General features: G+C 68.0%; 22 protein-coding genes. 11 read left to right on the top strand and 11 right to left on the bottom strand.

All coding sequences use genetic code 11. From position 1 onward, the window contains the following. Positions 1–4 precede the first annotated feature (4 nt). Positions 5–796 carry a class I SAM-dependent methyltransferase gene (locus OCUBac02_RS14245; protein WP_173046490.1) on the bottom strand — a complete coding sequence of 264 codons (792 nt, stop codon included), beginning with the start codon at positions 794–796 and terminating at the stop codon, positions 5–7. A 191-nt stretch (positions 797–987) separates the two neighbouring features. Here OCUBac02_RS14245 and OCUBac02_RS14240 point away from each other — a divergent pair, with 191 nt between their 5' ends. From OCUBac02_RS14240 to OCUBac02_RS14195, 10 genes are all read left to right on the top strand, one after another. After that, positions 988–1,506 carry a GAF domain-containing protein gene (locus tag OCUBac02_RS14240; RefSeq protein ID WP_173046488.1) on the top strand — a complete coding sequence of 173 codons (519 nt, stop codon included), beginning with the start codon at positions 988–990 and terminating at the stop codon, positions 1,504–1,506. A 7-nt stretch (positions 1,507–1,513) separates the two neighbouring features. Next, positions 1,514–1,864 carry a winged helix-turn-helix domain-containing protein gene (locus OCUBac02_RS14235; RefSeq protein ID WP_173046486.1) on the top strand — a complete coding sequence of 117 codons (351 nt, stop codon included), beginning with the start codon at positions 1,514–1,516 and terminating at the stop codon, positions 1,862–1,864. Positions 1,865–2,175: 311 nt separating this feature from the next. After that, the gene (exbB, locus tag OCUBac02_RS14230) at positions 2,176–3,231 is read left to right on the top strand and encodes a tonB-system energizer ExbB (protein WP_244638941.1); all 1,056 of its coding nucleotides are present in this window, start codon (positions 2,176–2,178) and stop codon (positions 3,229–3,231) included. A 3-nt stretch (positions 3,232–3,234) separates the two neighbouring features. After that, on the top strand, positions 3,235–3,684 hold the full coding sequence (gene exbD, locus OCUBac02_RS14225; RefSeq protein WP_173046484.1) for a TonB system transport protein ExbD: 450 nt from the start codon (positions 3,235–3,237) through the stop codon (positions 3,682–3,684). Further along, entirely contained in the window at positions 3,681–4,541 is an 861-nt protein-coding gene (locus OCUBac02_RS14220; RefSeq protein WP_173046482.1) for an energy transducer TonB family protein, read from the top strand. Before exbD ends, OCUBac02_RS14220 begins: the two co-directional genes overlap by 4 nt. 280 nt (positions 4,542–4,821) lie before the next feature. Then, the gene (locus OCUBac02_RS14215) at positions 4,822–5,070 is read left to right on the top strand and encodes a hypothetical protein (RefSeq protein ID WP_173046480.1); all 249 of its coding nucleotides are present in this window, start codon (positions 4,822–4,824) and stop codon (positions 5,068–5,070) included. A 392-nt stretch (positions 5,071–5,462) separates the two neighbouring features. Further along, positions 5,463–6,668 carry an ABC transporter substrate-binding protein gene (locus tag OCUBac02_RS14210; RefSeq protein ID WP_173046478.1) on the top strand — a complete coding sequence of 402 codons (1,206 nt, stop codon included), beginning with the start codon at positions 5,463–5,465 and terminating at the stop codon, positions 6,666–6,668. A gap of 311 nt (positions 6,669–6,979) precedes the next feature. Further along, a complete protein-coding gene (locus tag OCUBac02_RS14205; RefSeq protein WP_173046476.1) occupies positions 6,980–8,848 on the top strand; it encodes an ABC transporter permease in 1,869 nt (622 codons plus the stop codon). After that, positions 8,845–9,609: an ABC transporter ATP-binding protein gene (locus OCUBac02_RS14200; protein ID WP_173046474.1), complete on the top strand. Its 765-nt coding sequence runs from the start codon at positions 8,845–8,847 to the stop codon at positions 9,607–9,609. Before OCUBac02_RS14205 ends, OCUBac02_RS14200 begins: the two co-directional genes overlap by 4 nt. After that, positions 9,609–10,319 carry an ABC transporter ATP-binding protein gene (locus tag OCUBac02_RS14195; protein ID WP_197933269.1) on the top strand — a complete coding sequence of 237 codons (711 nt, stop codon included), beginning with the start codon at positions 9,609–9,611 and terminating at the stop codon, positions 10,317–10,319. Before OCUBac02_RS14200 ends, OCUBac02_RS14195 begins: the two co-directional genes overlap by 1 nt. Here OCUBac02_RS14195 and OCUBac02_RS14190 read toward each other — a convergent pair. The 10 genes from OCUBac02_RS14190 to OCUBac02_RS14145 form a co-directional block, all read right to left on the bottom strand. Continuing rightward, on the bottom strand, positions 10,276–10,833 hold the full coding sequence (locus tag OCUBac02_RS14190) for a MarR family winged helix-turn-helix transcriptional regulator (protein ID WP_173046470.1): 558 nt from the start codon (positions 10,831–10,833) through the stop codon (positions 10,276–10,278). The genes OCUBac02_RS14195 and OCUBac02_RS14190 overlap by 44 nt on opposite strands. Positions 10,834–11,041: 208 nt before the next feature. Continuing rightward, entirely contained in the window at positions 11,042–12,460 is a 1,419-nt protein-coding gene (locus OCUBac02_RS14185; RefSeq protein ID WP_173046468.1) for a M20 family metallopeptidase, read from the bottom strand. Positions 12,461–12,626: 166 nt separating this feature from the next. Then, positions 12,627–13,037 carry a Cu(I)-responsive transcriptional regulator gene (gene cueR / locus OCUBac02_RS14180; RefSeq protein ID WP_047576968.1) on the bottom strand — a complete coding sequence of 137 codons (411 nt, stop codon included), beginning with the start codon at positions 13,035–13,037 and terminating at the stop codon, positions 12,627–12,629. Positions 13,038–13,204: 167 nt separating this feature from the next. After that, the gene (locus OCUBac02_RS14175) at positions 13,205–15,709 is read right to left on the bottom strand and encodes a heavy metal translocating P-type ATPase (protein ID WP_173046466.1); all 2,505 of its coding nucleotides are present in this window, start codon (positions 15,707–15,709) and stop codon (positions 13,205–13,207) included. Between the two features lie 254 nt (positions 15,710–15,963). Next, positions 15,964–17,058 (bottom strand): molybdenum ABC transporter ATP-binding protein, encoded by a 1,095-nt coding sequence (gene modC, locus OCUBac02_RS14170; RefSeq protein WP_173046464.1) that lies wholly within the window; start codon positions 17,056–17,058, stop codon positions 15,964–15,966. Continuing rightward, on the bottom strand, positions 17,055–17,750 hold the full coding sequence (gene modB / locus OCUBac02_RS14165) for a molybdate ABC transporter permease subunit (protein ID WP_173049578.1): 696 nt from the start codon (positions 17,748–17,750) through the stop codon (positions 17,055–17,057). The genes modC and modB overlap by 4 nt, the downstream gene beginning before the upstream one ends. Further along, a complete protein-coding gene (gene modA, locus OCUBac02_RS14160) occupies positions 17,750–18,553 on the bottom strand; it encodes a molybdate ABC transporter substrate-binding protein (RefSeq protein ID WP_173046462.1) in 804 nt (267 codons plus the stop codon). Before modA ends, modB begins: the two co-directional genes overlap by 1 nt. A 98-nt stretch (positions 18,554–18,651) precedes the next feature. Further along, complete coding sequence (locus OCUBac02_RS14155) at positions 18,652–19,179, bottom strand: cupin domain-containing protein (protein ID WP_173046460.1); 528 nt, start codon at positions 19,177–19,179, stop codon at positions 18,652–18,654. Positions 19,180–19,192: 13 nt separating this feature from the next. Continuing rightward, complete coding sequence (gene sseA / locus OCUBac02_RS14150; RefSeq protein WP_173046458.1) at positions 19,193–20,050, bottom strand: 3-mercaptopyruvate sulfurtransferase; 858 nt, start codon at positions 20,048–20,050, stop codon at positions 19,193–19,195. 33 nt (positions 20,051–20,083) lie between these two features. Then, the gene (locus OCUBac02_RS14145; protein WP_173046456.1) at positions 20,084–20,800 is read right to left on the bottom strand and encodes an alanyl-tRNA editing protein; all 717 of its coding nucleotides are present in this window, start codon (positions 20,798–20,800) and stop codon (positions 20,084–20,086) included. A gap of 165 nt (positions 20,801–20,965) precedes the next feature. Here OCUBac02_RS14145 and OCUBac02_RS14140 point away from each other — a divergent pair, with 165 nt between their 5' ends. Beyond that, entirely contained in the window at positions 20,966–21,748 is a 783-nt protein-coding gene (locus tag OCUBac02_RS14140) for an SDR family NAD(P)-dependent oxidoreductase (RefSeq protein WP_173046454.1), read from the top strand. Positions 21,749–21,752 lie beyond the last annotated feature (4 nt).

Here is a 21,752-nt window from a genome sequence, read left to right as displayed (position 1 = left end):
AAGCTCAGGGTCGTGCGATGACGAGGCGCAACGAACCGTCGAAACTCGGTTGCTGTCGCAGGAAGCCATGTCGCGCGTCCCAGGCTCCCGATTCCAGGTCCTGGCGCAGCCGCTCGATCGAGGCGGCGTTCGCGGCCTCGCCGACGAAGCTCCAGGCGGAGCAGGCTGAGCGCGCGCCCGGATCGAGGAAAAGCTCCGGACGGCCATAATAGGCCTCGTTGAAGCCGTCGCTGCAGTCGAGCGGGATCGGCACCGCGACGATCTCGACATCGCCGCCCAGCACCGTGCCGATATGGCCGAGCGAGGGATAGCGCCGCGCTTCGGTCGCCAGCACCTCCGGCGCGTAATGGTTGAGCCAGAAGGCCTGCACGAGCTCGGGATCGCAGGACAGGATCGCGATCGGCCCGCGCGTCACCCGGCGCATCTCGCGCAGGCCGGCATCGAGATCTCCCCATTGATGCACGGTGAAGGTCGCCATGCTCGCGTCGAAATGCCCGTCGGAAAAGGGCAGGGCCTCGGCGGTCGCATCGATCGCGGCGACGATATCGGCCGGGCGCTGCGCCCGCATCGAGGCGGAGGGCTCGACCGCCGTCATGTCGCGGCCGCGCGGCTCGTAGGAGCCGGCGCCCGCGCCGACATTGAGGATGCGCCGGGCCGGGCCGAGCGCCACCTCGATCAGCGCGGCGATGGCGGGCTCGGGCTGGCGATAGGAGGCATAGCCCTGGCCGATCCGGCCGTAATCGGCATCGCCGGCGCTGCCGTCGGTCCGGCGCGGGCTCGCAGTCAGGTCGTTCATCGGGATGTCTCCGTCAGCCTGGATTCGCCGGGCACCTCGCTCGAGACCGATTCCCGATCCGGTGAGGCGCGCGAGGATTGGCACGATCCGCCGGGTGCGGGGAAGGGGCCTCTTCGATGGCGCGGCCGGGAGGATGGTGGTAGGAACCGGCGCTGGATTTCGAGAGCGAACGCAAGCGAGGCGTCAGGATCATGTTCGAGGCACGCAGCATCGAAGCCGGCAGCAAGCCTGAGTTCTATCGCGAGCTCGCCGGGCAGCTCGAAGCTCTGCTCGCCGGCGAAAGCGATCCCATCGCAAACGCCGCCAACACCTCGGCCCTGCTGTTCCAGATGATGCCGGACCTGAACTGGGCCGGATTCTACATCATGCGCGGGGGCGAACTCGTGCTCGGCCCGTTCCAGGGCAAGCCGGCCTGCGTCCGCATTCCCGTCGGAAAGGGTGTTTGCGGCGCAGTCGTGGCGCAAGGGCGTACGATGCTGGTCGAGGACGTCCATGCCTTCCCCGGTCACATCGCCTGCGATGCGGCCTCGCGCTCCGAGCTCGTGGTGCCGCTGCATGGCCGCGACGGCGTCATCGGCGTAATCGATCTCGACAGCCCGTCGCCGGCGCGATTCGACGCCGATGACCAGACCGGCATCGAGCGCATCGCGGCGATCTGGCTTGCCGCTTGTGGCGAGGGCGCGCAGGCGACCCTCGCCAAAGCCTCCTGAGGCCGCGGTGCCCTCGCTGAGCCTGCGCATCCAGCTCGACCCCGAGGGCCGGATCGGCCCCGGCAAGATCGCGCTGCTCGAGAATATTGCGACGCATGGCTCGATCTCGGCTGCCGGCCGGGCGATGGAGATGTCCTATCGGCGCGCCTGGGAGCTGGTCGAGGAGCTGAACGTGCTGTTCGGCAAGCCGGTGGTCGAGCGCCAGGTCGGCGGGCGCAATGGCGGCGGGGCGCAACTGACCCCGCTCGGCGAAGTGCTCATCCTGCGTTTCCGTGCGGTCGAGCAGGCTGCGACGGAGGCTGCTGCTACGCATCTCACGGCCTTGCAGGCCGAGATCGACCGGCCCGAGCGCAACTGAACCACGGCCGCACGACCCGTAGCAGCGGCGCCTTGCATTCATCGAATAGCGGATATGTGAGGGCTGCCGGGAAGCGCGGGCTGGCCTGATTTCGCGCGGCCGAGGCCCATCGCAGCGCACGGCCGGCGAGCCGCTTTTCCTTGACATGATCGCCCGATTCGAACAGGCGTATCGCATATGCAGCATCGCTGCTGCAAGTCTTTTTTTGTAATGATTCCAATGAGGAAGCTGCCGGACCCAGGGGGCCGGAATCTGGGCTGTGGAGCCGGCGAAAGCCGGCACGGCGCTCCTCCAGAGAAGGCTGATTTGTGATGATGCGTGCGTTCCGTCTGGCCCTTGTTGCGATGAGCCTGTCCGTGGTGGCGGCCCAGGCCCAGACGCCGGGGCAAACCGCTCCTCAGGCGCCGGCCGATATGGCGCCACCGGCGGCACAGGCCCTGCCAGCCGCTCCCAGCCAGCCCGTTGCCCCGAGTCTGCCGGCAACTCCGACCAATCCCCTCCCGCCCGCTCTGCCCCAGCTCGGCATCAACCCGCCGAGCACCGCCCATCCGCCGCTGACCCCTGTCGGCCCCGCGACGCCCGTGGCCGCTCCGGCCGCGGCGGCCACCTTGCCGCATGACCTGTCACCCTGGGGCATGTTCATGGCGGCCGATATCGTCGTGAAAGGCGTGATGCTCGGGCTCGCCTTCGCCTCGCTGGTGACCTGGACGATCTGGCTCGCAAAGGCGATGGAGCTGGCCGCCGCCAAGCGATCCGCCGGCCGGGCCCTGCGCCGCATCGAGGCCGCCGACAACCTGAGCGCGGCGGCCAGTGCTGCCGCCGGCAAGAACGGCAAGCTGCGCGGCGCCGTCGGCCAGTTGCTCTCGGCAGCGCTGGCCGAGACACGCCGCTCGGCCGATCTCGGTGAGGACGGCATCAAGGAGCGCGCCGCCATCGCGCTGTCGCGGATCGAGGCGCACGCCGGCCGCTCGATGGCGCGCGGCACCGGCCTGCTCGCCACGATCGGTTCGACCGCGCCCTTCGTCGGCCTGTTCGGCACGGTCTGGGGCATCATGAATTCCTTCATCGGCATCAGCCAGGCCAAGACGACCAATCTCGCGGTGGTCGCGCCGGGCATCGCCGAGGCGCTGCTGGCGACCGCGATCGGCCTCGTCGCCGCCATCCCCGCCGTCATCATCTACAATGTCTTCGCCCGCGCGATCACCGGCTACCGCGCCACGTTGTCCGACGCTTCCGGCGAGATCCTGCGCCATCTCTCGCGCGATCTGGAGCGCCGCCAGCGCGCCGTCGCGCCGGCCCCGCGTTCGGCCTCGGTCTCCTCGGCTGCGACAGCCGTGGCGGCCGCGTCGCTCGTCCCGGCGGAGTGAGCCATGGGCGTCTCCCTCAAGGACCCGCAGGACGGCGATCTCGGCGAGGTCAGCGACATCAATGTCACGCCGTTCATCGACGTCATCCTGGTCCTGCTGATCATCTTCATGGTCGCGGCGCCGCTCTCGACGGTCGATGTCGCGGTCGACCTGCCGGTCTCGAACGCGCAGCCGCAGCCTCGGCCGGACACGCCGATGTTCCTGACTGTGAAGGGCGATCTCACGCTCGCGCTCGGCAATGACCCCGTACCGCGCGAGGCCCTGCAGGCGGCGCTCGACCAGAAGACGGGCAGCGATCGCGAGCAGCGGGTCTTCCTGCGCGCCGATGGCAGCGTCGCCTATAGCGAGCTGATGAACGTGATGAACCTGCTGCGCAATGCCGGCTATCTCAAGATCGCGCTGGTCGGACTCGAGGATACCGGGCAGGGGGCTGCTGCGGGGGCCAAGCCATGAGCATGGAACGCCCCTCGATCTCCCGCTACGCGCCGGCGGCCCTGCGCTGGAGCCTGGCCGCCTTCGTGGTCGCGAGCGCCCATGGCACGGCCGGCTGGGTCATCGCCAACTGGCAGCGCGCCGAGGCGGCGATGGGCGCGCCGCCGGCCGCCGTGATGATCGAGCTCGCGCCGCTCGCCGTCGCGCCCGAAGCGCCGCCCCAGGAGATCGCGCCCGGCCCCGAGATGGCCGAGGCCCAGCCCGAGCCCGAACCGCCGCCGCCCGAGCCGGTCGAGCCGCCCAAGGAGATCGAGCCACCGCCGGAACCGGAACCCGTCGCTATCCCCGAGCCGGAGATCAGGATTCCCGAACTGCCGCCGCTTCCGGATGCCGCGGCGATGCTGACGCCGCCGCCGAAGGAGGTGCCGAAGCCGAGGCCGCCCGAAAAGCCCAAGCCCAAGCCGAAACCCAGGATCGTCGAGAAGAAGAAGCCGATCCGCCCCGACAAGCCGAAAGCCGCGCAGACCTCCGCGCCGGTGGCGCAGGACCGTGTCGCGACGCGCGCCGCGGCCCCCAATGCGGGAGCCTCATCGCCGTCTCCGGCGGCGACGGCGAGCTGGCGCGGGTCGCTGATGGCGCATCTCAACCGCTATAAGCGCTTCCCCGGCGGCGCCAGCCCCGGCACGGTCCAGGTCGCCTTCAGCATCGACCGTGCTGGCCGCGTGCTGTCGGCGCGGCTCGTCCGTGGCTCGGGCGACGCGACGCTGGATCAGGAAGCGGTCGCGATGATCCGCCGCGCCAGCCCGGTCCCTGCCCCCCCGGATGGGCTCGGCGGCGGAGCGATCGCGCTGAGCGTGCCGATCAAGTTCTCGCGCTAGGGGCCAGGGACATTTGGTTATGGCGGGTTGCAGCTGCTCTTGTCATTCCGGGGCGCGCCGCAGGCGCGAACCCGGAACCCACGACTGGGTGGAGCATTCTGTATCGCGCCATAAGCTGCTCGCCCGGTCGTGGGTTCCGGGTTCTTCGCTACGCGAAGCCCCGGAATGACAATCAGGTGGTTCTGCCCCACGATGGCCAGGTGTCCATCCCACTCGGCTGAGTGCGGGAACCGCCAAGACAATCATGCGTAGGACAGGCATGAACGAGAGGATAGGCGAGATGACGATCGTCAAGCTTGCGGCCGGCGCGATGCTGGCCTTCGCATTGGCCGGCTGCGTCACCACCGAGGCCGAATACCGCGCCCTGGACGAGCAGCGTTGCCGTTCCTTCGGCTTCCGCGCCCCGAGCGAGGGCTTCTCGACCTGCCTGCTGCAGCTCGACCTCGATCGCGCGGCGGAACGGCGCCATCGCTTCGATCGTTTCGATGCCTCCTTCGGCGGCCCCTGGGGCTATGGCCGGCGCTGGTAGAACCGTACATCCCGACAAAAAAAGGGCCGCGCGGGAAGCGCAGCCCAAGTCTAGGGAGGAAACGCCCAAGGAGGGCGACGCAGCATCTCTGCTGCGGTGCAACTTAGATAGGACGCACGGGTTCCAGCAGCAAGGCCAAAAGGGCAGCATCGCTGACTTATTTTTGGGCGGACGATTTCTCTTTTGGAATCAATAGCTTTCCAGAATTCTGCGTGAGTCCGGACGAATGGCTGTAACGCGTCTGCCTAACTGCTGCATTGCAAGAAAGGCAGATTGACAAACAGCTCACCACAGACATTCATATGCATACAAATGAAATCCGCTCCGCCGACCCCGGTGTGAGCGGTATCGACGCGGATTGCAGCCGCAGCGGGGCGAAGGACTTGACCCTCATGAAGATCGACCGTCGCAGTTTCGTCACGGGCACGCTTGCCCTCGGCGTTCCCTCGCTGGCGCGCGCCCAGGGCGCGCTGCCGATCCGGATCGGCGAGATCAACTCCTATACCGCCCAGCCTGCCTTCCTGAAACCCTATCGGCAGGCCTGGGAGCTGGCGCAGGAGCAGATCAACGCAGCCGGCGGCGTGCTCGGCCGCAAGCTCGAGACCGTATTCCGCGACGACGCCGGCAAACCGGAGGACGCGGTGCGCCATGCCGCCGATCTTGCCACCGCCGAGAAGGTCGACATCATCGCCGGCGGCTTCCTCTCCAATGTCGGGCTGGCGCTCGCCGATTATGCCAACCAGAACAAACGGCTCTATGTCGCCTCCGAGCCGCTGGCCGACGCCCTCGTCTGGTCGAAGGGCAATCGCTACACCTTCCGCCTGCGCCCCTCGACCTACATGCAGGCCGCGATGCTGGTCGAGGAAGCGGCGAAGCTCCCGGCCAGGAAATGGGCGATCGTCGCGCCGAACTACGAATACGGCCAGTCGGCGGTGAAGTGGTTCAAGGAACTGCTGGTGAAGGCGCGCCCCGACGTCACCTTCGTCGCCGAGCAGTTCCCGGCGCTCGGCCGCATCGATGCCGGCGCCACCGTCCAGGCGCTGGAGGCGGCCAAGCCCGAGGCGATCTTCAACGTCACCTTCGCGGTCGACCTCGCCAATTTCGTCCGCGCCGGCAATACGCGCGGGCTGTTCGAGGGACGCCAGGTTGTCTCGATGCTGACCGGCGAGCCGGAATATCTCGACACGCTCGGCGCCGAGACGCCGGAAGGCTGGATCATCACCGGCTATCCCCATGCCGACCTGCAGACGCCGGAACACGTCAAGTTCCGCGATGCCTACAAGGCGAAATACAACGACTATCCGCGGCTGGGTTCGGTCGTTGGCTACGAGACGGTGCGGGCCATCGCTGCAGCGCTGGCCAAGGCCGGCTCCGCAGATAACGAGAAACTGGTCGATGCCTTCGAAGGGCTGACATTCGGTTCGGCTTTCGGGCCCGTCGAGTTCCGCAAGATCGACCACCAGTCGACGCTCGGCGCCTATATCGGCAAGAGCGCGCTGAAGAACGGCAAGGGCGTGATGGTCGACTGGAGCTATCGTGACGGCGCGAAGTACCTGCCGAGCGACGACGAGGTCCGCAAGCTGCGCCCAGTGGGCTGAGCGGGAACCACGCCGTCATTCCGGGGCATTGCGCAGCAATGAGCCCGGAGCCCATGAACACGACGCCGATCCCGTCATGGTTGGGCTTGTCCCGACCATCCACGACTTCTCGATCGAGAGCCCTAGCAAGACGTGGATGCTCGCCACAAGGGCGAGCATGACGGAACTGGATCGGCGTCGTGTTCATGGGTTCCGGGCTCGCCGCGATGCGGCGCTCCGGAATGATCGCGAGGCTCCGCATGGCGCCGATGACGCCGAATCCAGATATGCTCTAACCGCCCGCGAAGACCTCGCGCTTCACCCGAGACGATATGCTTGATCTCGTCCTCACCCAGACCCTGAACGGCCTGGCCTCTGCGTCGTCGCTCTTCCTGGTGGCGTGCGGGCTGTCGATTATCTTCGGCGTCACGCGTATCGTGAATTTTGCCCATGGTTCGCTCTACATGCTGGGCGGTTATCTGGCCTTCACGCTGGTGACCTGGTTTGGCCCGGCCGATCCGCTCGGCTTCTGGGGCGGCGTCATCCTCGCCGTGCTGCTGACCGGCCTTGCCGGCGTGCTTATCGAGACCCTGATCCTTCGGCGGATCTATCAGGCGCCGGAACTGTTCCAGCTGCTTGCGACCTTCGGCGTCGTGCTGATGCTGCAGGATATCGCGCTGGCGACCTGGGGGCCGGAGGACAAGCTCGGCCCGCGCGCGCCGGGCTTGCGCAGCTTCGTCATCCTGTTCGACAGCCGCTTCCCGAGCTACGAGCTCTTCCTGATCGCAGTCGGGCCGGTCGTGCTCGGGTTGATCTGGCTGCTCTTCCACCGGACGCGCTGGGGCGTGCTGATCCGGGCGGCGACGCAGGACCGCGAGATGGTCAGTGCGCTCGGCGTCAACCAGCGCCTGCTCTTCACCTCGGTCTTCGCCTTCGGCGCGGCCTTGGCGGGGCTCGGCGGCGCGCTCCAGCTCCCGCGCGAGGCGATCAACCTCCACATGGACCTGTCCATGATCGCCGAGGCCTTTGTGGTCGTGGTGGTCGGCGGGCTCGGCAGCGTGACGGGGGCCTATCTCGCCGCCGTGCTGATCGGCGTGCTCCATGCCTTCGGCATCCTGATCCTGCCGAAGATCACGCTGGTGCTGATCTTCCTGGTGATGGCGGCGGTGCTGATCGTTCGGCCGCACGGCCTGCTCGGCAAGGCGGCGAGCGAGCCGCACGGCCATGCCGGCCAGCTCTTCCTGCTGCGCCCGGCCGATGGCGCGGCCAAGCTGTTCGGAGCGGTGGCGCTCGGCCTGCTGGCGCTGGCGCCCTTGGTCGTGCCGGATCATGTCGTCCTGACCCTGACCGACCTCGTGATCTTCGCGGTCTTCGCGGCGTCGCTGCATCTGCTGATGGGGCCGGGCGGCATCACCTCCTTCGGCCATGCCGCCTATTTCGGGCTCGGCGCCTATGGCGCGGCGCTGGCGGTGAAATGGCTGGGCAGCCCGATGGAAGAGGCCCTGATGCTGGCGCCTCTCTTGGCCGGCGTCGCGGGCGCGATCTTCGGTTGGTTCTGCGTGCGGCTCTCGGGCGTCTATCTCGCCATGCTGACGCTGGCCTTCGCGCAGATCGCCTGGGCCACGGCCTTCCAGTGGGTCGATCTCACCGGCGGCGACAACGGCATCCTCGGTGTCTGGCCCTCGGCCTGGGCGGTGCCGAAGACGGTGTTCTACTACCTCGCGCTCGCCATCGCTGCGCTGGTCATCGTGGCGCTGCGCGTCATCATCTTCGCGCCCTTCGGCTATGCCTTGCGCGCCGGCCGCGACAGCCCCTTGCGGGCCGAGGCGATCGGGCTGGATGTCGGGCGCCTGCAATGGGCGGCCTTCACCATCGCGGCAATCGCAGCCGGCATCGCCGGCGGGCTCTTCGCCTTCTCCAAAGGCTCGGTCTTCCCGACCTATATGGCGATCCCGCGCTCGGTCGATGCGCTTCTGATGGTGCTGCTGGGCGGCGTGCAGACGGTCGCCGGGCCGGTTATCGGAGCCTTCGCCTATATGGGCCTCAACGAGCAATTGATGAAGCTGACCGCCTATTGGCGCTTCGTCCTGGGCCTCTCGATCGTGCTGCTGGTCGTGCTGTTTCCGCGCGGCCTCGTCGGCACCTGGCTGTTCTGGCGCGCAAGGCGCGAGAGCGCCACGCAAACGATGGTGGCGGCATGAGCGCGCCCGTGTTGGAAGCCCGCGACCTCACCAAATCCTTCGGCGGCGTGAAGGCGGTCGACGGCGTCTCCTTCTCGGTCGAGGCTGGCAAGCTGGTCGCGCTGATCGGCCCCAACGGCGCCGGCAAGACCACTTGCTTCAACATGCTGAACGGCCAGCTCAGGCCCGATCGTGGCGAGGTGCTGCTGGCCGGAATGCCGATCACCGGGCTCGAGCCGCGCAAGGTCTGGCGCCTTGGCGTCGGCCGCACCTTCCAGATCACCGCGACTTTCGCCTCGATGACCGTGCGCGAGAACGTCCAGATGGCGCTGATCTCGCACGCGGGGAAAAGCTGGCGGCTGTTCGGTCGCGCTGACAAGCGCCGCCTTGAGCCGGCTGATGCCTTGCTCGATCAGGTCGGGATGGCCCAGCAGGCGGAGCGCGCCTGCGGCGTGCTCGCCTATGGCGACCTGAAGCGCGTCGAACTCGCGATCGCGCTCGCCAATGCGCCGAAGCTGCTGCTGATGGACGAACCCACCGCCGGCATGGCGCCGCAGGAGCGCATCGCGCTCATGGCATTGACCGCCCGCATTGCACGGGAGCGCGGCATCGCCGTGCTCTTCACCGAGCACGACATGGACGTCGTCTTCGCCCATGCAGATCGCGTGCTGGTGCTCGATCGTGGCCGGTTGATCGCGGCGGGAACAAGTGCCGAGGTGCGCAACGACCCGCAGGTGCGCGCGGTCTATCTCGGCTCCGGCGCGACCTCGGGAGGGCATTGATGACGGCGCTCCTCGAACTCGCTGGCGTCGAGGCCTGGTATGGCCGCGCCAAGATCCTGCACGGCGTCGGCTTTTCGGTCGGGTCCGGCGAGGTCGTCGCGCTGATGGGCCGCAACGGCGCCGGCAAGTCGACGACGATGAAAACCGTGATGGGGCTGGTGCCGGAGCCGCAGGGTTCGATCCGCTTCGAGGGCAAGGAAATCGCCGGCCGCGAGCCCTTTGCCATCGCCCGGCTCGGCATCGGCTATGTCCCGGAGGACCGGCGCGTCTTCTCCGACCTGACGGTGATGGAAAACCTCGAGGTAGGCCGCCAGCCGCCCCGCAAGGGCGCGCCGCACTGGACGCCGGAGCGGCTGTTCGATCTCTTCCCTAATCTCGGGCGCATGCGCGACCGGCCGGGCGGCGCCATGTCCGGCGGCGAGCAGCAGATGCTGACCATCGCCCGCACGCTGATGGGCAATCCGCGCCTGCTGCTGCTCGACGAGCCCTCCGAAGGGCTCGCGCCGGTCATCGTCGAGGCGATGGCGCAGACCATCCGCGTGCTGAAAGGCGAGGGGCTGTCCGTGCTGCTCTCCGAGCAGAACCTGCATTTCGCCGGCAGCATCGCCGACCGCGCCGTGATCATCGAGAAGGGGCTGATCCGCTTCGACGATACGATGGCGGCGCTCAAGGCCGACGAGACGGCGCGGAGCCAGTATCTGGCGGTCTGAAGCCCGAAAGCAGGCGCCGCATCACCTCAAGCAGCGGTTCGACCTCGCGCTCCGCCATCGGGTCGAGCGCCGCGACGGTGATCGCCTTGGCGCGCTCGACATATTCAGGCAGCAGCTCCCGGCCGCGCTGGCCGAGCTGCACCAGCACGCGGCGCTTGTCGTCGGGATCGTGCAGCCGCTCGACCAGCCCGCGCTCGGCCAGCCGCGTCACCACGCCCCGAATCGTGGCCGGGTCCATCGCCGTCATGCGGCCGAGCTGGTTCTGGGAAATCCGCCCATCGACCGCGAGCCGGCAGAGCACCGCGAATTGCGGCGGCGTCGGCCCGTCCGCCCCCATCATCTCCAGGAACATCGCGACATAGCGCTGCTGCATCTGCCGCAGCAGGAAACCGAACTGCTCGTCCAGGACATAGCCGGCGAGATCGACCGGCTCGGGAACGGCGGAATCGGCCTGGCCGCTGGCCGAACGGTGATGCCGGCCGAGCCCGTCTTCCGATTCCTCTGCGCGATCCATGCTGGCTCCGGGTGGCGATTCTGCCGGCTGACGGCAAGGGCCCATTCTCCCGGATCATATGTGTTCGTTCAATCGGCAAGGCAACGCAGCCACAGCCGTCATGCTCGGGCTTGACCCGAGCATCTCAGGAAGGAGGGGCGCCTCTATCGGCACGAGATTCTCGGGTCACCGCTGCGCGGCGCCCGAGAATGACGGCAAGCGAGGGCGATCAGCCCAGCGACATCGTCAGCGGCGGCTTCACTTCGGGCGGCAGCGGCGAGGTGTAGCCTTCCTTGCCGAGGCGCGCCTTATGGTCGGCCTTGGCGGCGGCCATCAGGGCCGGGTCGCTCAGCACGGCGGCGCCGGTCGCGGCCATCGCCTTGGCGACATGGACCATCGCCTTGTGCGCGGCGGGGGACTTGCCCTGCGCCACGACCTGCCAGGTGTGGAACGGCGTGCCCATCGCGACGGTGGGCGCATGGGCCTGCACGGTCGGCACCGCCCAGCTCACATCGCCGATATCGGTCGAGCCGATCGCCGGGTTGCGCTTGGCGTCGCGCGGCACGAGGAAGTCGGCAAGCGGAGCGCCGGTATCGGGCATGCCGATCGTGCGCCAGATCGAGGCGATCTCCTGCGGCGAAAGCGTCGCGCGGATCTTCTCGGCATAGGCCTTGTCGGCATCGTCGAAATGTGGCGCGCCGAGCTCGCCCATCACCTTGTGCATGGCCTCTTCGAGCGGCGTGTTGGCGACGAGATCGGAGACGGCGCTGACGATGCGCATCTCCATCTTGGTTTCCGTCATCAGCGCCGCGCCTTCGGCGATCTTCTTCACACGCTGGACGAGCTCCAGCATGCCGCGGAGATCGCGGGCGCGGATCGAGTACCGGACGCGGGCATGGGCTTGAACGACGTTCGGCGCGATGCCGCCGGTGTCGAGCAGCGCGTAATGAACGCGCGCGTCGGAGGGCATGTGCTCGCGCATATAGTTGACGCCGACATTCATCAGCTCGACGGCATCGAGCGCCGAACGGCCGAGATGCGGCGCGGCGGCGGCATGCGAGGCGCGGCCGGTGAAGACGAAATCGGCGCGGGTATTCGCGAGCGCCAGCGCAGGAGCGACCTCCCAGAAGCTCGACGGGTGCCACGAGATCGCGACATCGGCGTCGTCGAAGGCGCCGGCGCGGACCATGAAGGCTTTTGCCGCGCCGCCTTCCTCGGCCGGGCAGCCGTAATAGCGCACGCGGCCGGGGATCTTGTTCTCGGCGAGCCAGTCCTTCATCGCCACCGCCGCGAGCATCGCGGCCGAGCCGAGCAGGTTATGGCCGCAGCCATGGCCATGGCCACCGGCCTCGATCTCCTTGTGCTCGGAGGCGCCGGCTTCCTGCGACAGGCCGGGCAAGGCGTCGTATTCGCCGAGGAAGGCGATGACCGGGCCGCCTTCGCCGGCCTCGCCGATCACCGCTGTCGGGATGTCGGCGACATTCTCGGTGATCTTGAAGCCCTGGTGCTTCAGCTCGGCGATATGCTCGGCGACGGAGCGCTTCTCTGTGTAGCACACCTCCGGCATGCCCCAGACCCGGTCGGAAAGCGCGATCAGGCGCTCCTTGTTCGCATCGACATGCCGCCAGAGATCGTTTCGATTGTCCATTGTCGTTCCGCCTGGGGACCGCACGCGCGTTCCCCGTCTTTTGTTGAGAGGCGGATTCCCCGACAGGGCCGATGCGGCCGGGCCGGACCCGCCTCTGGTGGGCGGTGGCATATGAGCAATCCCGTGCCGCCCCGTCCAGACATTCAGTGCATGGCGGAGCAGCGTCTCAGGCTTTGGCCTGCGTCGAAGGGGGAGCCGCGAAGTCCGCCAGGATCGGGCAATCCGGCCGGTGGTCGCCATGGCAATGCGTCGCCAGATGCCGCAACGTGTCGGCCATGGCCTTAAGCTCGGCCGCCTTTTCCTCGAGTTCGCGCACATGCGCCATGGCGAGGTTCTTCACATCGGCGCTGGCCCGGCTCTTGTCGCGCCAGAGCGCGAGCAGTTCGCGCGTCTCCTCCAGCGAGAAGCCGAGATCGCGCGAGCGGCGTACGAAGCGCAGCGTATGCACGTCGTCGGGGGCATAGACCCGGTATTGCGCGGCCGTGCGGGCCGGCGCGGTGATCAGGCCGATGCTCTCGTAGTAGCGGATCATCTTGGCGCTGACGCCGGAGCGGGTCGCGGCTTCGCCGATATTCATCTCAGGCCTCCCTCTGCATTGGAAAAGCCCTCGTCCTGAGGAGCCATTCCGGCAGGAATGGCGTCTCGAAGGATGATCGTAGAGGCTCCGGAACCATCTGGAGCATCCTTCGAGACGCCGCTTCGCGGCTCCTCAGGATGAGGGCTATGGAATTTCCAAGCATGCTCTCAGGCCTCCTTTCCATGTGAAGCCGGAACCTGGAAGCGCTTCAGCCGCAGTGCATTGCTGACCACGCTGACGCTCGACAGCGCCATGGCGAGCCCTGCAAAGACCGGCGAGAGCAGGATGCCGAAGGCCGGATAGAGCACGCCCGCCGCGACCGGGATCAGCAGGGCGTTGTAGCCGAAGGCCCAGGCAAGATTCTGGCGGATGTTGGAAATCACCGCCTGCGACAGCGCGATCGCGCGCGGCACGCCCATCACGTCGCCCGACATCAGCACGACATCGGCGCTCTCGATCGCGATATCCGTGCCGGTGCCGATGGCGATGCCGACATCGGCCTGGGCGAGAGCGGGCGCATCGTTGATGCCGTCGCCGACGAAGGCGACCTTGGCGCCGCGGCTTTGCAGGCGCTTCACCACCTCCGCCTTGTCGGTCGGCAGCACTTCGGCCCAGACCTCGTCGATGCCGAGCCCGCGCGCGACCGCTTCCGCCGTGCGCCGGTCGTCGCCGGTCACCATCGCGACCTTGAGGCCGAGCCTGTGCAGGGCGGCGATAGCGGTGGGCGTGGTCTCCTTCACCGCGTCGGCGACGGCAATGACGGCTGCGATCTTGCCGTCGATCGCGGCATAGAGCGGCGTCTTGCCGGCTTCGGCCAGCGCCTTGGCGCGGGCGGCGAAGGGCGCGATGTCGAGACCGGCGCCCTCCATCAGCCTGTGGCCGCCGATCGCGACCTTGCGGCCCTCGACCGTCGCGGTGACGCCGCGGCCGGGGTCGCTGGTGAAGTCGGCCGGCTCGGCGAGCGCAAGATTCCGCGCCTTGGCGGCTGCGACCAGCGCCAATGCCAACGGATGTTCCGAGCGGTTCTCGGCCGAGCCGACGAGGCGCAGCACGTCGTCGGCCGCGAAGCCATTCGCCGGCTCGACATCGGTGAGCTCGGGCTTGCCCTTGGTCAGCGTGCCCGTCTTGTCCAGCGCGACGATCTGGACGTCCTTCAGGGCCTGCAGGGCGTCGCCCTGGCGGAACAGGATACCGAGCTCGGCGCCGCGGCCGGTGCCGACCATGATCGAGGTCGGGGTGGCCAGGCCCATGGCGCAGGGGCAGGCGATGATCAGCAGGGCGACGGCATTGACCAGCGCATGGGACAGGGCCGGGCTCGGGCCGAAACTCAGCCAGACGGCGAAGGTCAGCAGCGCCAGCCCGATCACGGCCGGCACGAACCAGAGCGTGACGCGGTCGACCATGGCCTGGATCGGCAGCTTGGCGCCCTGCGCGGCCTGAACGGTCCGTACGATCTGGGCGAGCAGCGTGTCGGAGCCGACCTTTCGGGCGGTGAAGCGCAGCGCGCCCGAGCCGTTGACGGTGCCGCCGGTAACGGTGCTGCCGGCTTCCTTGCGGACGGGGGCGGGCTCGCCGGTGATCATCGATTCATCGACGAAGGAGGTGCCGTCGGTGACCTCGCCATCGACGGGGACGCGTTCGCCCGGCCTGAGGATGACGACGTCGCCGGGGCGGACGCCGTCGACGGCGACATCGCTCTCGGCGCCATCGCGCAGCACGCGCGCGGTCTTGGGCTGGAGCGCGATCAGGCTGCGGATGGCGGCGCCGGTCCGGCCCTTGGCGCGGGTCTCGAACCAGCGCCCGAGCAGGATCAGCGTCACGATCACCGCGCCGGATTCGAAATAGGTGCCCTCGGTGCCCATCGGCAGCAGGTCCGGCAGGAAGGTCGCGACGCTCGAATAGAGATAGGCCGCGCCGGTGCCGAGCATGACCAGCGAGTTCATGTCGGGCGCCAGCCGCAGCAGCGCCGGGAAACCCTTGCGCAGGAAGACGAGGCCCGGCCCGAACTGGACGATGGTCGCCAGCGCGAAGGAGAAGACGCGCAGGTTCCACTCGCCGAAGGTGCCGGCGAGCCAGTGGTGCAGGGCGGGGACCATGTGGCTGCCCATCTCGACGACGAGCAGGGGCAGCGTCAGCAGGCCGGCGAGGAGGACGGAGCGCAGCAGCTTGCCCTGTTCTTCGTCCTTGGCAACCTGCCGGCGTGTGTCGGCCTCGCCATCGACCCCTGCGATCGGACTCGCCTCGTAGCCGGCGCCGGCAACGGCCTTGACCAGGGCCGGAACGATCTCGTCGCCGGCGAGCGCCTTCACGCTGGCGCGCTCGGTCGCGAGGTTGACGGTGGCCTCGACCACGCCCGGCACGGCGCGCAGGGCCTTCTCGACATGGCCGACGCAGGAGGCGCAGGTCATGCCCGAGACCGACAATTCGATCGTGTTCTCGACCGGGGTGTAGCCGCTCTGGCGGACGGCCGCTTCGATCTGCTTCAGGTCGGTGCCGCCCTTGGCGAAGCTGACATGCGCTCGCTCGGTCGCGAGATTGACCGAGACCGCATCGACGCCCGGCACCGCCGCGATGGCGCGCTCGACATGGGCGACGCAGCTCGCGCAGGTCATGCCCTCGACGCCCAGATCGAGGGTTTCGAGGTCGTTCCTGCTCCTGTCGATGACCGTCATCGCCGTCTCCTTCATGGTGATGACAGGCGATATAGGCCTTCCCATCATGGGAAGGTCAAGGTTGGTTGCATGAGTTTTTTGCGGGGCCGTCGAGCGGCTCCGCAGGCTGCCGACCTCAAGCCCTCATCCTGAGGAGCAAGCCGGAGGCTTGCGTCTCGAAGGATGTTCCAGATGGTTCTGGAGCCTCCTGAAACATCCTTCGAGACGCCGCTGGCGCGGCTCTTCAGGATGAGGGCTCGGGGGCATATCGGTCTTCAAGGCATCTCGACGGAAACGCTCTTCACCACCGCATGGACCGGCTTGCCGGGCGCCAGCTCCAGCAGCGCCACGGATTTCGCGGTCAGGCGCGCCGCCAATCTCGCCTCGTCGCAAGCGATCAGCAGATGTACGGTGCTGCCGCCGGTACCGCTGCGCTCACCGATCTCGGCGACTGTTCCCGAGAGCACGTTAAGCGCGCTGATCTTGGCCGGCTGGCCGAGGCTGAGCATGACGTCGCTGGCCAGGATGCGGATCTTGATGCGCTGGCCCTGCCGCAGCGCGCCGCGCGCGATCGTCAAGGGACCGGCCGGCGTCGTCAGCCGTGCCAGCCCGAAGGCCTCTTCGAAGCCGTCAACCTCGGCGGAAAGCAGCGTGCTTGCCTCCGGCGCTCCCGGCCTTGCTGCCAGATCGGGACGGGAGAGGATTTCGGCCGTTGGACCGCAGGCAGCGACACGCCCATTCTCGACCATCGCGACCGTCGTGGCGAGGCGGGCGACCTCGGCCAGCGCATGCGAGACATAGACGATGGGGATGCCGGCCTCGTCGCGCAGGCGCTCGATATGCGGCAGGATCTCGGCCTTGCGGGCTTCGTCGAGCGCGGCCAGCGGTTCGTCCATCAGGAGAAGGCGGGGCTGCGCCAGCAAAGCGCGGCCGATGGCGACGCGCTGCTTCTCGCCGCCGGAGAGCGCGCCGGGGCGGCGGCGCAGCAGATGGCCGATGCCGAGCAGGTCCAGCACCTTGTCGAGCTCGGCCGGCCTGCGCTGGGCGCGCGGCACGAACCAGTGTCCGAAGAGCAGGTTCTGGCGCACGGTGAGATGCGGAAAGAGCCGCGCCTCCTGGAAGACGTAGCCGATGCGCCGTCGATGCTTCGGCAGGAAGATGCCGCGCCCGGTATCGACCAGCGTCTCGCCATCGATGCGGACATGGCCGGAATCGGGCCGGATCAATCCACCGATGACATTGACCAATGAGGTCTTGCCCGAGCCCGAGCTGCCGAACAGGGCCGTCAGGCGCCCGTCCGAGGTGAAGGCGGCGTCGAGCGTGAACTCGCCGAGCCTGTGGCGGACGGCAATGTCGAGGACATCTGTCATTCGACGGCGATCCGCCGCCCGACGATGCGGGCCATCAACTCCGAGAGGAAGAGCGCCGAGACCGAGATCACGATCGAGATCAGCGTCAGCCGCATCGCGCCGGCATCGCCGCCTGGAACCTGCGTGAAGGTATAGATCGCGGAGGGCAGGGTCTGCGTCTCGCCGGGGATGTTGGAGACGAAGGTGATCGTCGCGCCGAATTCGCCCATCGCCTTGGCGAAGCACAGGATCATGCCGGCGATGATGCCGGGCAGACAGAGCGGCAGGGTGACGGTGAGGAAGACCCAGATCGGGCTCGCGCCCAATGTGCCCGCAGCGGATTCGAGCCTGCGGTCGATGGCCTCGATCGAAAGCCGGATGGCGCGGACCATCAGCGGGAAGCCCATCACCGCGCAGGCCAGCGCCGCGCCGGTCCAGCGGAACGAGAGCACGATCCCGAACCAGTCGTAGAGGAATTGCCCGATCGGCCCGCGCCGGCCGAAGCCGACGAGCAGCAGATAACCCGTCACCACCGGCGGCAGGATCAATGGCATATGGACGATGGCGTCGAGCAGGGACTTGCCCCAGAAGCGCCCGCGCGCCAGCAGCAGGCCGACGCCGACCCCCAGCGGGAGGCTCGCGACCATCGCGGTCGTCGCGACGATGAGGCTGAGCCTCACCGCCGCCCATTCTTCAGGCGAGAGCCAGTCGATCACGAAGAGCTTGCAGCCTTGTTGAGCACCGTGAAGCCCTGCTTCTCGAAGACGGGCCGGGCCGCGGCGCTGCGCAGATAGGTCAGGAAGGCCTGCGCATCGGGATTGGCCGAATCCCTGGTGACGGCGACCGGATAGACGATCGGCGGGTGCGAATCCTCTGGGAAGGTCGCGACGACCTTGACTTGGCGGTCGGCCGCGGCGTCGGTCGCGTAGACGATGCCGAGCGGGGCCTCGCCGCGCGAGACCAGCAGCAGCGCGGCGCGGACGTTGTCGGCCTGCGCGATCTTGTCCTTGACCTTGCCCCAGGCGCCGAGCGTCTCCAGCGCCGCCTTGCCGTACTTGCCGGCCGGAACGGAATCGACATTGCCCATGGCGAGACGGCCGGCGCCGAGTGCGCCCGCGACATCGGCGCCGGGCTTCAGGTCGAGCCTGGCGGTCGAATCCTTGCCGGCGACCATCACGATCCGGTTGGCGAGCAGGCTGATGCGGCTATCCGGTTTGATGAGGTCCTTCTTGCCGAGATAGTCCATCCAGTCGAGATCGGCCGAAATGAAAAGGTCGGCTGGGGCGCCGTTTTCGATCTGCTTCGCGAGCGCGCTGCTCGCCGCATAGGAAATCTTCGGCATCGGCTTGCCGCTTTCCTTGACCCAGTTGGCGGCGGCCTCGTCCAGCGCGTTCTTCATGCTGGCCGCGGCGAAGATCACGAGGTCCTTCGTCTGCGCCTGCGCGGCGTCGAAGGCGGGAGCGAGGCTCACGGCAAGGGCCAGGCCCATGCCCAGCAGGGTGCGGCGCTTCAGCATGCTGTTCCTCGCGGCCGATATCGCTGTATCCGAATGAATATAACGATGCTTGCAGCGCCTGAACGACGTGTCAAGGAGGACGGCGGATTGGCCGACGCTTACCCGTGCGGGTGCTTGTGGATCGGATCGACCCAGTAGACTTCTTCCGGCTTCTCGACCGGGTCGACATCGGTGATGTTGACCACAACCGCCTCGTTGTCGGAGCGCACCAGCACGCATTGCAGCGGGTTGTCGGGATCGGCGTTGATCTCCTGATGCGGTACGAAGGGCGGCACATAGATGAAGTCGCCCGGCCCGGCCTCGGCGACGAATTCCAATCGCTCGCCCCAGCGCATCCGCGCCTTGCCGCTCACCACATAGATCACGCTTTCGAGCTCGCCATGATGGTGCACGCCGGTCTTTGCGTTGGGCTCTATCGCGACCGTGCCGGCCCAGATCTTCTGGGCGCCGACGCGGGCATGGTTGATCGCCGCCTGCCGGAACATGCCGGGCGTCTGCGCGGTGTTGGGGTCGAGCTTGTCGCCGGAGATGACGCGCACGCCGTCATGCTTCCAGCGCGGCTCGCCGTCATGGCCGTGATCGTGCGGATGGTCGTGATCGTGGGAATGATCGTGGTCGTGGCTCATGGCGATCTCCCGCTCAAGCCTGCTTCGCCGGGCCCGTCGCGACAGGCCGCTCGCCCATGCCCCATTCGGACCAGGAGCCGTCATAGATCGCCTTGGCTGGCTTGCCGACGGTCTCGAGCGCCGTCGACAGGATCACGGCCGAGACGCCCGAGCCGCAGGTCATGATCGAGGGCTTGTCGAGATCGACGCCGGCATCCCTGAACAGCGCGACGATCTCTTCCGGGGATTTCAGCCGGCCATCGGTGGTGAGCTGCGACGACGGCAGGTTGAGCGAACCGGGGATATGGCCGGAGGCCAGGCCCGGCCGCGGCTCCGGCGCCTCGCCACGGAAGCGGTCGGCGGCGCGGGCATCGACCACCTGGATCGCCTGCGAGGCGGTGGCGCGCGCAATATCGTCCGCGTCGGCGACGGCGCCGTTGTCGAGCCTTGCGGTGAAGCTGCGGGGCTTGCGCGCCTTCGGGCTGTCTTCCTCGACCGGGCGGCCTTCGGCCAGCCATTTCGGGAAGCCGCCATCGAGGATGACGACATCACGCGCGCCGAACACCTTGAAGGTCCAGCGCACGCGCGGCGCCGCGAAGAAGCCGAGCCCGTCATAGACGACGATGCGCATGCCGTCCCCGATGCCGAGCGCGCCGACGGCCGCCGCGAATTCCGGCGCCGAGGGCAGCATGTGGGGCAGGGACGAGGTGCTGTCCTTGATCTTGTCGATATCGAAATGGACCGCGCCCGGAATGCGGCGCGCGGCGTATTCGGCCGCGCCGTCGCGCTTCTGCGCCGGCAGGTACCAGGAGGCATCGACCACGACGATATCGGGCGCGTTCAGGCGCTCGGCCAGCCACTCGGTCGAAACGAAAACGTCTTCACGGGCCATAGGCGTATCCTCTGGGCATCAGCTTTGGTGTTCTCAGGCGAGCGCGATCCGGACGCGCCGGTTCTGCTTGCCCTTCTTCTCGATATCGGTGACCGCGACCGCGCCGATCTCGGCGGTATTGCGGACATGGGTGCCCCCGCAGGGTTGGAGATCGATATCGCCGATGGCGACGAGCCGGACGCGCCCCGAGCCGCGCGGCGGCTTCACCGACATCGTCTTGACCAGACCGGGATTGGCGTCGAGTTGCTCGTCGGTGATCCAGCGCTCGGTGACGTCGGCGTTGCGGGCGACCAACGCGTTGAGCTTCTCGGAAACCTCGGCCTTGTCGAGCCCGCCTTCGGGAATGTCGAAATCGAGCCTTCCGTCGCCATCGCCGATCGAGCCGCCGGTGACCGGGAAGGCCAGCACGACGCTGAGCAGGTGCAGCGCGGTATGGACGCGCATGCGCTTGAAGCGGCGCTCCCAGTCGAGCACGGCGGTGACCGCCTCGCCCGGCGCCGGCAGGGCCTGCCCCTCGGCCGGAACATGGATGACCCGGCTCTTGTCCTCTGGGTCGTAGATCGTGGTGGCGATCGCGATCTCGCTGCCGTCGGCGCGGCGCAGATGCCCGGCATCGCCTGGCTGGCCGCCGCCGGTCGCGTAGAAATTCGTGCGGTCGAGGATGATGCCGCCGCGCTCGTTCACCGCCTCGACCGTCGCGGGCGTTTCCTTGAGATAGGCATCGTTGCGGAAGAGCAGTTCGGTCGGCATCGTCTCGTGTCTCATGGTGGCGCGGGGACGCCTTCGCCCGGCAGACTGCACCGATTGCCGGCGAGGTGCCACCTCCTTGGCGGGATAGCGGGGATGACTTGGGGCGCATGGCTTCCGGGCGCGGGCTTTCATGCCTAGATGATGTCCCGCCAACCCGGAGCCGCCATGGTTTTGCCCCGCATGAAGCCGCAGGACGGCGTCGCCTGGATCACCGGCGCCAGTTCCGGTATCGGGGCCGCGGTCGCGCTCGAGCTGGCGCGCCGAGGCTGGACGGTTGCCGTCACGGCCCGGCGGCTGGAGGCGCTGGAGCGCCTCGCCCGCGGCGCCGAGAAACTGCCCGGCCGCATCGTCGCCCATGCCGGCGACGTCACCGATGCGCAGGGCATGCGCGACGTCACCGATGCGATCGAAAGCATCCATGGGCCGATCGCGCTCGCCTTCCTCAATGCCGGCATCGCGTCGGGCCAGGGCAGGGCGATCGATGTCGAGACGGTCGAACGGGTCGTCGGGGTCAACCTGCTCGGCGTCGCCAAGAGCTTCTTCGCCGTGCAGCCGCGGATGGTCGCGCGCGGTGCCGGGCAGATCGCGGTCAACGCCTCGCTCGTCGGCTATCGTGGCCTGCCGGGCGCGGCCGCCTATGGTGCCGCCAAGGCCGGCGCGATCTATTTCTGCGAATCGATGCGATTCGATTGCGAGGCGGCCGGCATCCGCCTGCAACTGGTCAATCCCGGCTTCATCGAGACGCCGATGACGGAAGGCCGCCGCTTCCCGATGCCGTTCCTGCAGACGGTGGAGGACGGCGCGCGGCGAATCGTCGACGGATTCGAGCGCGGCGGCTTCGAGATCACCGTACCGCGCCGCCTCGCCTGGATCCTGAAACTCGCGCGCCTGCTGCCTTACCCCGTCTATTTCGCGCTGATGCGCCGCTTCGCAGAGCGCAGCGGCTGAACCG

This window comes from Bosea sp. ANAM02 (assembly GCF_011764485.1).
GTDB lineage: Bacteria > Pseudomonadota > Alphaproteobacteria > Rhizobiales > Beijerinckiaceae > Allobosea.
Note: the sequence above shows the minus strand (reverse complement) of the source record. Positions and strands in the feature narration are given on the sequence as shown.

Coding starts and splice junctions, on each gene's coding strand:
- OCUBac02_RS14245 (WP_173046490.1), bottom strand. CDS start 796: ATGAACGACCTGACTGCGAGCCCGCGCCGGACCGACGGCAGCGCCGGC.
- OCUBac02_RS14240 (WP_173046488.1), top strand. CDS start 988: ATGTTCGAGGCACGCAGCATCGAAGCCGGCAGCAAGCCTGAGTTCTAT.
- exbB (WP_244638941.1), top strand. CDS start 2,176: ATGATGCGTGCGTTCCGTCTGGCCCTTGTTGCGATGAGCCTGTCCGTG.
- exbD (WP_173046484.1), top strand. CDS start 3,235: ATGGGCGTCTCCCTCAAGGACCCGCAGGACGGCGATCTCGGCGAGGTC.
- OCUBac02_RS14220 (WP_173046482.1), top strand. CDS start 3,681: ATGAGCATGGAACGCCCCTCGATCTCCCGCTACGCGCCGGCGGCCCTG.
- OCUBac02_RS14215 (WP_173046480.1), top strand. CDS start 4,822: ATGACGATCGTCAAGCTTGCGGCCGGCGCGATGCTGGCCTTCGCATTG.
- OCUBac02_RS14210 (WP_173046478.1), top strand. CDS start 5,463: ATGAAGATCGACCGTCGCAGTTTCGTCACGGGCACGCTTGCCCTCGGC.
- OCUBac02_RS14205 (WP_173046476.1), top strand. CDS start 6,980: ATGCTTGATCTCGTCCTCACCCAGACCCTGAACGGCCTGGCCTCTGCG.
- OCUBac02_RS14200 (WP_173046474.1), top strand. CDS start 8,845: ATGAGCGCGCCCGTGTTGGAAGCCCGCGACCTCACCAAATCCTTCGGC.
- OCUBac02_RS14195 (WP_197933269.1), top strand. CDS start 9,609: ATGACGGCGCTCCTCGAACTCGCTGGCGTCGAGGCCTGGTATGGCCGC.
- OCUBac02_RS14190 (WP_173046470.1), bottom strand. CDS start 10,833: ATGGATCGCGCAGAGGAATCGGAAGACGGGCTCGGCCGGCATCACCGT.
- OCUBac02_RS14185 (WP_173046468.1), bottom strand. CDS start 12,460: ATGGACAATCGAAACGATCTCTGGCGGCATGTCGATGCGAACAAGGAG.
- cueR (WP_047576968.1), bottom strand. CDS start 13,037: ATGAATATCGGCGAAGCCGCGACCCGCTCCGGCGTCAGCGCCAAGATG.
- OCUBac02_RS14175 (WP_173046466.1), bottom strand. CDS start 15,709: ATGACGGTCATCGACAGGAGCAGGAACGACCTCGAAACCCTCGATCTG.
- modC (WP_173046464.1), bottom strand. CDS start 17,058: ATGACAGATGTCCTCGACATTGCCGTCCGCCACAGGCTCGGCGAGTTC.
- modA (WP_173046462.1), bottom strand. CDS start 18,553: ATGCTGAAGCGCCGCACCCTGCTGGGCATGGGCCTGGCCCTTGCCGTG.
- OCUBac02_RS14155 (WP_173046460.1), bottom strand. CDS start 19,179: ATGAGCCACGACCACGATCATTCCCACGATCACGACCATCCGCACGAT.
- sseA (WP_173046458.1), bottom strand. CDS start 20,050: ATGGCCCGTGAAGACGTTTTCGTTTCGACCGAGTGGCTGGCCGAGCGC.
- OCUBac02_RS14145 (WP_173046456.1), bottom strand. CDS start 20,800: ATGCCGACCGAACTGCTCTTCCGCAACGATGCCTATCTCAAGGAAACG.
- OCUBac02_RS14140 (WP_173046454.1), top strand. CDS start 20,966: ATGGTTTTGCCCCGCATGAAGCCGCAGGACGGCGTCGCCTGGATCACC.